This is a genomic window from Nocardia carnea (genome assembly GCF_029869215.1).
In the GTDB taxonomy this organism is placed as follows: domain Bacteria; phylum Actinomycetota; class Actinomycetes; order Mycobacteriales; family Mycobacteriaceae; genus Nocardia; species Nocardia carnea_B.
The window spans coordinates 1-8,173 of record NZ_JARWPM010000245.1 but is presented as its reverse complement, the minus strand read 5'-3'; the positions used below and the strand labels follow the sequence as shown (position 1 = coordinate 8,173).

At 66.7% G+C, this 8,173-nt stretch carries 12 protein-coding genes; 8 read left to right on the top strand and 4 right to left on the bottom strand.

The genetic code is table 11. The features are described 5' to 3' along the window. Positions 1–355 precede the first annotated feature (355 nt). Positions 356–847, top strand: a complete 492-nt coding sequence (locus QH276_RS17185; RefSeq protein ID WP_280398157.1) for a nucleoside deaminase — start codon at positions 356–358, stop codon at positions 845–847. Between the two features lie 48 nt (positions 848–895). On the opposite strand, the gene QH276_RS17180 is transcribed toward QH276_RS17185, so the two are convergent. Further along, positions 896–1,153, bottom strand: a complete 258-nt coding sequence (locus QH276_RS17180) for a hypothetical protein (protein WP_280398158.1) — start codon at positions 1,151–1,153, stop codon at positions 896–898. A 196-nt stretch (positions 1,154–1,349) separates the two neighbouring features. On the opposite strand from QH276_RS17180, the gene QH276_RS17175 reads away from it, so the two are divergent. The 4 genes from QH276_RS17175 (at position 1,350) to QH276_RS17160 (ending at position 3,787) form a co-directional block, all read left to right on the top strand. Next, positions 1,350–1,733, top strand: coding sequence for a hypothetical protein (locus QH276_RS17175; RefSeq protein ID WP_280406808.1), 384 nt, complete (start codon positions 1,350–1,352; stop codon positions 1,731–1,733). Then, the gene (locus tag QH276_RS17170; RefSeq protein ID WP_280398160.1) at positions 1,684–2,202 is read left to right on the top strand and encodes a DUF6879 family protein; all 519 of its coding nucleotides are present in this window, start codon (positions 1,684–1,686) and stop codon (positions 2,200–2,202) included. Before QH276_RS17175 ends, QH276_RS17170 begins: the two co-directional genes overlap by 50 nt. Then, on the top strand, positions 2,199–3,047 hold the full coding sequence (locus tag QH276_RS17165) for a helix-turn-helix domain-containing protein (RefSeq protein WP_280398161.1): 849 nt from the start codon (positions 2,199–2,201) through the stop codon (positions 3,045–3,047). The genes QH276_RS17170 and QH276_RS17165 overlap by 4 nt, the downstream gene beginning before the upstream one ends. An 80-nt stretch (positions 3,048–3,127) precedes the next feature. Next, on the top strand, positions 3,128–3,787 hold the full coding sequence (locus tag QH276_RS17160) for a Uma2 family endonuclease (protein WP_280398162.1): 660 nt from the start codon (positions 3,128–3,130) through the stop codon (positions 3,785–3,787). A 16-nt stretch (positions 3,788–3,803) separates the two neighbouring features. Here QH276_RS17160 and QH276_RS17155 read toward each other — a convergent pair whose 3' ends face one another. Then, complete coding sequence (locus tag QH276_RS17155) at positions 3,804–4,331, bottom strand: PadR family transcriptional regulator (protein ID WP_280398163.1); 528 nt, start codon at positions 4,329–4,331, stop codon at positions 3,804–3,806. 84 nt (positions 4,332–4,415) lie between these two features. Between QH276_RS17155 and QH276_RS17150 the strand changes: the two genes are divergently transcribed. Together QH276_RS17150 and QH276_RS17145 are read left to right on the top strand one after the other, a co-directional pair. After that, complete coding sequence (locus tag QH276_RS17150; protein ID WP_280398164.1) at positions 4,416–4,541, top strand: hypothetical protein; 126 nt, start codon at positions 4,416–4,418, stop codon at positions 4,539–4,541. Continuing rightward, positions 4,525–5,841: a carotenoid oxygenase family protein gene (locus QH276_RS17145; protein ID WP_280398165.1), complete on the top strand. Its 1,317-nt coding sequence runs from the start codon at positions 4,525–4,527 to the stop codon at positions 5,839–5,841. Before QH276_RS17150 ends, QH276_RS17145 begins: the two co-directional genes overlap by 17 nt. 28 nt (positions 5,842–5,869) lie before the next feature. Here QH276_RS17145 and QH276_RS17140 read toward each other — a convergent pair whose 3' ends face one another. Further along, the gene (locus tag QH276_RS17140) at positions 5,870–6,160 is read right to left on the bottom strand and encodes a hypothetical protein (protein ID WP_432278592.1); all 291 of its coding nucleotides are present in this window, start codon (positions 6,158–6,160) and stop codon (positions 5,870–5,872) included. A 104-nt stretch (positions 6,161–6,264) separates the two neighbouring features. Between QH276_RS17140 and QH276_RS17135 the strand changes: the two genes are divergently transcribed. After that, positions 6,265–7,257, top strand: a complete 993-nt coding sequence (locus tag QH276_RS17135) for a cytochrome P450 (RefSeq protein WP_280398167.1) — start codon at positions 6,265–6,267, stop codon at positions 7,255–7,257. A gap of 57 nt (positions 7,258–7,314) precedes the next feature. Here QH276_RS17135 and QH276_RS17130 read toward each other — a convergent pair whose 3' ends face one another. Continuing rightward, positions 7,315–7,860, bottom strand: a complete 546-nt coding sequence (locus QH276_RS17130) for an SDR family oxidoreductase (protein ID WP_280398168.1) — start codon at positions 7,858–7,860, stop codon at positions 7,315–7,317. Between the last annotated feature and the right edge of the window lie 313 nt (positions 7,861–8,173).

The window sequence follows — 8,173 nt, the reverse complement described above, 5'->3', positions numbered from 1 at the left end:
AAAAACCCCCCACCCCCCCGCGGCCTATCCGCGCCCCTTCCCCACCCCCAACCTCCCGCCTAAAAAATACCGTTTTCTCCGGGGGGCGGTCCCCGGCTTCCCGCCCCCGCCCCCTTCTGATCGGCCGTTCGAGACGCCGGCTTCTGTTCGACCGCGAGGCGGCAGCGCTGCCCGATTCGCCGACCGGCAGCGAGAACATCCGAACCGAGTACTCACACGACCGCACCTGCCACCGGCGCGGGGATGTGCCGCGAGCGGCGCCGCCACGGCGACAAGGTGTCCGACCGGCGCGCCGGCTCCGACACGGCATTGTTCCCGCTGCGTGCGCCCCCGCTGGATCGGCGAGGATATTCGGATGACCGTTACCGAACAGGACCTCACCCATCTCCGCCGCTGCGTCGACCTGGCCCGCGAGGCGCTGGCCGACGGTGACGAACCGTTCGGCTCCCTGCTGGTCGCCGCCGACGGCACCGTCCTGTTCGAGGACCGTAACCGCGTAAAGGGCGGAGACGCCACCCAGCACCCCGAATTCGCGATCTCCCGCTGGTCCGCCGCCCACCTGTCCCCGGAGGAACGCGCCACCGCGACCGTCTACACCTCCGGCGAACACTGCCCGATGTGCTCGGCGAGCCACGGCTGGGTCGGCCTCGGCCGCATCGTCTACGCCACTTCGACCCGGCAACTCGCGACCTGGCTGCACGAATGGAACGTCCCCGCCGCCCCCGTCGCCGCCCTGCCGATCAGCGATATCGTCCCCGGCGCCGTCACCGACGGGCCGGTCGACGAACTCGCCCGGGAAGTCCGAGCCCTCTACCACGCCTGCTTCGCCGAACGCGCCGGGAGCTGACCCCGGAACAGCAGCCGTGTCCGGAGCCGAGCGCCCCGATCGACGCCATCACTTCGGCGACGAACGAGATCCCGCCCAACTCTCGGATATCAGCGCCCTGAGACTCGTGATCTCGGCCTTGTCCACCACCCGGCCGAGTTCCAAATCGACCTCGAACTTCGCCGGAGCGGCACTGCACTGCGCGATCATGTCGCGCGCCTGCGCCCGGATCGCATTCTTATCCGAGACGAACCGGCACACCCCGAACGCCGGAGCGTACAAAAACCACTGCGCCCCACAACAACTCACCTGCACCGCGAACACCATGACGGCCCCTTGCGTCGGAAGATGGATTGCTCGCCGCGCCGAGGATGCCGGCACCCGGCGCGGCGGCTGATCAGAACGTATGGAAGGCGCCTTGTCCGAGTCGACAACTATGCCGATCTATGCCGAAATTCTTACATTCACCACTTCCTCCCGCACTGCCATGGGACTCTTGTCAAGTGCGGCAGCATATTTCCGCTTGAATCGGAGGCGAAAGGACATGATGCGGACAACGTTCTTGGGAAAGTGCGGGTCGGCAGACGGGGACTGCCCGACGCTGTGCGCGACCGACCGAGGTAGCTACCTCGTCCAAGGCTGGACAACCGGCCGGCAGGGCGTCGTAGAGATACCTCACCAGTTACTCGGATTCGCCGAACGGGATACATTCCTCGGTGCCACGTTGACCGACACCGGCCGGGGGACCTTCCTCGTCGTGGGAGAACCCATCACCGACGACGAGACGCTCTCCCAGCTGACCCTGGCCGAGGACGAGACGGTTGTCGAGGTGCCGAAGAAGCGGAGGAGTTACTACGGTGCAGCTGCTACAGAACAGCCCGTGGCCCAGTCTGTTCCGGCAGGCTGAGCGTGCCGCATTCCACCTCGAGGTCCGAGACACCTACGCCGTACCCAGCGAATCCGAACCGCTGCGCCGGTTCCTGAACGGTGAGCCTCCCGCGCCCGGTCAGTTCGCGGCTCGCCCATGGACCGACCTGGTGCGGGAAACCACCGCTCGGGGTGTGGCTGTGCGCCGGGTCCGCGTGGTGACCGTTCCGCATTCCGACTATCAGCGGTGGCTACTTTCGGTGACCGGCAGCAACGTGGACGCAGGCGAAGACATCCGGTACGTCCCCCGGCATACCGCCGGGGTGGTACCGCTCGACGATTTCTGGTTGTTCGATGCTCACACGGTGGCGTTCAACCTGGTCGACCACGACGGCAAGCCGGCCGGCGCGGCGGTCACCAGCGACCCGGGGATCGCCGAATACTGCCGGGGCATCGAAGACCGGCTCTGGTCGTCGGCGATACCGTACGCCGAGTACATCGACCGGTGACCAACTCGGTTCAACAACAGCGCGAAGTTCTCGGCGGCCGGCTTCGGGAACTCCGGCTCGCCGCAGGCTTGTCCGGCACAGAGCTGGCCCGCCGGGCAGGCTGGCACCAAACCAGGGTGCCGAAAATCGAATACGGCAAGACCAAACCGACCGAAGCCGATATTCGGCTCTGGTGCGCGCTCACCGAAGCGAAGGACCACGAAGCCGACTTGATCGCCACATCCCGCAACATCGAGGATGCCTACCTCGAGTGGCGTCGAGTACTGCACGCGGGAACCAGACGGCGGCAGAACCTTTCACTGAAGCTCACGGAGGAATCCAAGATTTTGCGGGTATATCAACCCTCACTGATTCCGGGGATTCTCCAAACCGCCGAATACGCCCAGGCCATGCTCCGCCGATCCATCGAGTTCCATCGGATATCGGACGACCTGGATGCCGGCGTCGCGAAGCGGATGGAGCGTCAGCAATTCCTCTACAAAGGCGATCGGCGATTCCGCATCCTGATCGGCGAACAGGCGCTGTACACCACAGTGGGAAACGATTCGGTTGTCGTCGGCCAACTCGACCGATTACTGGCCGTGATGAGCCTAGCCCGGGTCTGGTTCGGCATCATCCCCGCCGTAGCAGAACTACCGATGCAGACGACGAACTTCGTCGTATTCGACGACCGGATGGTGATGGTAGAGGGGATGACAGCGGAACTCAGGATCACCCAGCCGCAAGAAATAGCCCTCTACCGCCGGGTATTCGACACCTTGGCCGGTGAGTCCGTTACCGGCGAAGCCGCACGGGAGTTGATCCGGGCAGCCCTGGAACGCCGGAGACCCGGATCCGCGAGCTGAGCAGCTCGGATATCGCTTCGGATCTTCCGAAACCCCAGGTCAGCGCCGGGACCGAGCCGACTTCCTTGTAGCATGAGCCTATGGTCGTGCCGAGTGCCCGCGACGCCCATCGTCCTGATCTTCCCGAGTACATGACCTGGGAAGAACTGGAGGGTTTACCCGACGAAGTCGCCGCACAGATCGAGCTGTGGGACGGGCGGGTGGTCTGGCTGCGGCGAGGGCCGGGAGAACATCAGACGGCGATGCGGCGCCTGACCAATGAACTCGAACGGTGCGCTCGCGGTGATATGTCCTCGCATGCCGAGCGATGCTGGCGAGTGAACCTCGAGACCAACGTGTTTTTCGGACATACCGGAAAGTCCGATTTCGTCACTCCCGATTTTCTGGTGCACCGTTGTCTTCCGCCGGGTGCGGATGTCCGAGCCACCGATACCGTGATGGTCGGCGAGGTGCTCTCGCCGTCGAATACCCCGGGCGATATCGAAACGAAAAAGGCCCGGTATGCGAGCGGCGGTATTCCTTCCTACTGGGAGGTCGAGCTGCGGCAGGATCTCACGGGTATCGCGGCCCTGCGGGTGTACATCCTCGAAATCGGCCATGCCGAGCTTCCGCCGGGTGTCCGTCCGCTGCGGTCCGCGAATTACCTGGTGGCGGGCGAGTGGACCCCTGACTCCGGTGCGGGCGTGTCCTTCCCGTATCCGTTCTCGATCGAGGTTCCCTGGGCTGCGCTGGCTTTCTGACCGGTGACGCGCGACCTCAGCGGACTGCGTCCCGCTGGGCGGTGAGCCGGGCGGTTGCCCAGCGGGCCCATTCGGCTTCCATGCGGTAGTAGCGCAGGCCGTGTTCCAGGGCGATGCGGCCGAATTCGCTTTTCTCGCAGTCCCAGTCGAGCGTTTCCGAAAGCGTGGTCAGATGCGCGAGTTCGGCCTCGGCCTTGCGCTGGATATCGGTGAAGAATTCGATCGCTTCCGGTGTATTTACCTCGGACAGCAGGAAGACCCGGAGCAGGCGGCCGCTTCGGGTCGGGGTGGTGTCGGGGGTGGCGAGCCAGTCGCGTAACGCCCGGCGGCCGGGGTCGGTGATCGTGTACATCTTGCGGCGGCGCGGGCCCTCGGCGGCGATCTCGATCAAACCCTCGCGTTCGAGCCGGCCGAGTTCGCCGTAGAGCTGGCTCTGGGTGGCGGCCCAGACGTTGGCCATCGAGATCTCGAACCGTTTGAGGAGGTCGTAACCGCTACCGGGCTCTTGTGCCAGGAGACCGAGCGCGGCGAATCGGAGACTCATGCCGGGATGATATCCCACTCTTGTCATGTCACTAGTGACATGACAAAGTAGGAGGTACCCGCCGACCGATCAGCCGAGGTGCCCATGTCCGTCGTTTTCGCCGTCTGCCCGTGGATCGTGTACGCGATCGTTTCGTCGTTCACCTCGGTCGCGGTGGCGGCACTGGCACACCTCACCCGAAAGGTACGAGCCGATGCAGCTCCCGCATGACACCGATTCCTCGATCGGCCATCTGGCCGGAAACTTCGCTCCGGTCGATCGAGAGGTCACGGTGCAGACCCTTCCCGTCACCGGCCGCATCCCCGCCGAGCTCGACGGCCACTATCTGCGCAACGGCCCCAACCCGCGAAATGGTTCACCGCACTGGTTCCTGGGCGAGGGCATGCTGCACGGGGTTCGGCTGCGGGATGGGAAGGCGCAGTGGTATCGCAATCGCTGGGTGCGCACCGGGAACTTCGCGGGCGATCCCACTCCCCTCTACGATCCCGCCACCGGCAACCGTAACCTGCACGTGGCCAATGCCAACACGCATATCGTCGATCACGCCGGGCATCTGCTGGCGCTCGTCGAATCGTCACTGCCCTGGGAGGTGAACCGCGAACTGGACACCCTCGGTGTCTACGATTTCGGTGGCGCGCTGACCAATTCGATGACAGCGCATCCCAAGACCTGCCCGGCCACCGGCGAACTGCATTTCTTCGGCTACGGCAGCCTCACCGCCCCGCATGTGCGCTACCACCGCGCCGATGCCGGCGGCACCCTCGTCGTGGACCAGCCGATCGATGTGCCCGGCCTGACCATGATGCACGACTTCGCGATCACCGAACAGTACGTCCTGTTCCTGGACCTACCCGTGGTGTTCGATATCGAGCTGGCCCAGCAGGGCACGATGCCGTATCGCTGGGACCCCGGCTACGGGGCGCGGATCGGTGTCCTGCGCCGCGACGATCCGGCCGCCGGGGTGCGCTGGTTCGATATCGCGCCGTGCTACGTCTTCCACGTGGCGAACGCCTTCGATACCGGCGGTGTGATCACGCTGCACGCGGTGCGCTACGAATCCATGTGGGTCGGTTCCAGTTCGGCCTTCGACGACCACGGCACCCTGCACGAATGGACGATCGATCTCGCCCGCGACCGGATCACCGAACGCCCCCTCGACGACCGCAGCAGCGAGTTCCCCCGGATCGACGACACATCTACCGGCCGCCCGCACTCCACCGTGTACTCCGTCGGGTCACACCACCTCACCGGCTACGACGTCGACTCGGGCCGGCACCGCACCCGCGAGTTCGGTCCGGACCAGCCCGGCGAGGCCGTTTTCGTGCCCTCGTCCACCGGCGCCGGATATCTCCTGCTGTTCGTGTACCGCGCCGAAACCGCGACAAGTGATCTCGTAATTCTCGATGCCGGTGACGTGACGGCTCCGCCGCTCGCGGAGATCCATCTCGGTGTCCGAGTCCCCAGCGGATTCCACGGCAACTGGTTCCCCGACACCCGCCCCGCGAGCTGACCGCCCGTCGAACGGCGATTCGGCCCGTTCACCGGCGGTGCCACCGTTCGACCACCAAGACCATTTCCCGGCCGAGGTAATCGAGATAGTCGGCGATCGCGTTCAGCCGGGCACCCGAAGGCGTTGTCGTGCCGAGTATTCCGGCTCCGGCCCGGGCAACCCGGACGCGTTCCCCGGCGGCCCGGGCGAGTTGCAGGGTGGTGCGGTACCAGGTGTCGCCGTCGATGTAATAGCGGTCGCGGCGCGCCGTGCGCTCCCGGCGGATGAGGTCGCGTTTCTCGAGCGCGCGGACCGCCGTGGAGATGGAGGCGGGACTCACCCCGAGCCGCTGCACCAGTTCCGCGCCGCGGCTGGCTGGCCACCGGGCACAGCACGGTGCGCGCTGTCCTGGCCGATCCACGGTTCAGCGCGCGATCGGAGTTGATGCACTCCGCACTGTCCGATCTCGGCCCCCTTCCCCCGGCACCACCCGGCAATTTCCTCAATCTCGACGCACCCGAGCACACCCGCTACCGGACGCTGCTCACCGGCGCGTTCACCGTGCGGCGGATGCGACGGCTCACCGAGCGGATGGCCGGGATCTGCGGCGAGTACCTCGATGCCATGGAACGGGCCGGCGGCCCGGCGGATTTGATGACCGCCTTCGCCGCACCGGTTCCGGCGACAATGATCTGCGAACTCCTCGGCGTGCCCGCGGCCGATCGGGACCGGTTCCGGCAATTGATCGCCGGACTGGTCACCGCGTTCAACGATCCGGGGGCTCCCGTCGACCAGGGCTTCGCCGCCGTCGAGGAGACCCAGGAATACATGCGCGACCTGGTCGCGGCCGCACGGGCCGAACCGTCCGACGACCTGCTCGGTGATCTGGCCGCCACCGACCTCTCGGGCAGTGAGCTCACCGGAGTGGCCGTCCTGCTGTTGATCGGCGGGTTCGAGACCACCGCGAATATGCTGGGTCTGGGCACGTTCACCCTGCTCCGGCATCCCGGACAGCTCGCCGCGTTGCGCGGCGAACCCCGGCTTGCCGATCGGGTGGTCGAGGAGCTCATGCGCTATCTGGCCGTCGTGCACACCACGACCCGGTCGGCGCTGGCGGAAGTGGAACTCGCCGGAGAGGTGATCGCGGCCGGTGAGACGGTGGCGCTGTCCCTGCACGCCGCCAACCGCGACCCCGGCGTATTCCCCGATCCGGACAATTTCGACCCGCACCGGAACTCCGCCGGACATCTGGGTTTCGGGCACGGTATCCACCACTGCCTCGGCCGGCAGCTCGCGCGGATGGAAATGCGGATCGCGCTGCCCGCCCTGGTATCCCGGTTCCCCGGGCTGCGCCTCGCCGTCCCGGCGGACGACATCGTGCTGCGTCCGGACAGGCTGGGTCTCCGCGGTGTGCGGCAGTTACCGGTCACCTGGTAGGAGATGCCCGGATTCCCGCCCGGCCGGCACGGCCGGATCGTCCACCGGCGAACCGCCTCACCGCTTGTTCAGCTGGCCGGCGTCGACGGGGACGACCGTGCCGGTGACGTAGCGGGCGTCGTCGAAGACCAGCCAAGCGATGGCGTTGGAGACGTCCAGCGGTTCGACCAGATCGACCGGCATGGCGTTGGACGACGCGTTCGCGAGCTGCGGGGCACGTTCCATGATGGCGGCCAGGTTGCCGTCGCGGGCCATCGGGGTGCGCACCGCGGTGGGTGCCACACTGTTGACCCGGATATTGTGCGGTGCAAGGAAATCAGCCCACGAACGCATGAGCCCGATCACGCCGTGTTTGGCGGCGGTGTAGCCGAGGAAGCCCGCGGTGGGGATACCGACGCCCATCAGTCCGCCGGTGGAGCTGGTGAGCACGATGGAGCCGCCGCGGCCGTTCTCGATCATCGAGGGGATTGCGACCCGGCCGGTGTTCCAGACGCCCTTCAGGTTGACGCCGTCGCCGAACGCGAATTCCTGCGGTTCAAGAAAGTCACCGCCGACGGCCGCGCAACCGAAATCGACCCGCAGGACCTGTTCGACCTGCTGCATCTGAACTACCGCGGTGCGAGCGCTGGCCCGAAAGCTAGAAGTCGAACGGCGTACCAATCGCGCCCGGGTCAGCGAACTACGCAAAGCACTCGAAGCCGCGCACGGAGAGAATCTGGAACTCCGCCGACGATTGGCGTTGCACGAACCCGACTGACCAGCATGCCGTGGGGGGGGGGGGGGGGGGGGGGGGGGGGGCCCCCCCCCCCCGCCCCGGCGGGGGGGGGGGGGGGGGGGGGGGGTGGGGGGGGGGGGGGGGGGGGGGGGGGGGGTGTGAGAGGGGAGCGCCGGGGAGGGGGGGGGGGGGGGGGGGGGG